At 62.3% G+C, this 265-nt stretch carries 1 protein-coding gene; it reads right to left on the bottom strand.

Annotation, left to right across the window (positions count from 1 at the left end; translation table 11 throughout):
* The coding region (locus CH341_RS34960; protein ID WP_210208738.1) for a hypothetical protein at positions 1–265 on the bottom strand (265 nt) is incomplete at both ends.

Here is a 265-nt window from a genome sequence, read left to right as displayed (position 1 = left end):
GCATGGAGGTGAAGGGAGAGAGGATGCCGTATTCCTTGGAGGTGTCGATGACCGATTGCTTGACGTCGGCGTCGCTGCCCAAGAGGTCGAGCTTGCGAAGTTCCCGCTCAATCTCGGCGAAGGCCCAAAGCCGCTCCAGCTCCGGGTTGAGGTTCGCCGTCTCGGGGAAGGTGAAGCGCGCCTCATAGGAAACCGGCTTGCCCGAAATCTCTCCGGAGAGCTTCAGCTGTGCTTCGCCGGCGCCGCGGTAATGGCCGAAGAGGAC

This window comes from Rhodoplanes roseus (genome assembly GCF_003258865.1).
Classification (GTDB): domain Bacteria; phylum Pseudomonadota; class Alphaproteobacteria; order Rhizobiales; family Xanthobacteraceae; genus Rhodoplanes; species Rhodoplanes roseus.
This window is presented reverse-complemented; position numbering and strand designations above follow the sequence as displayed.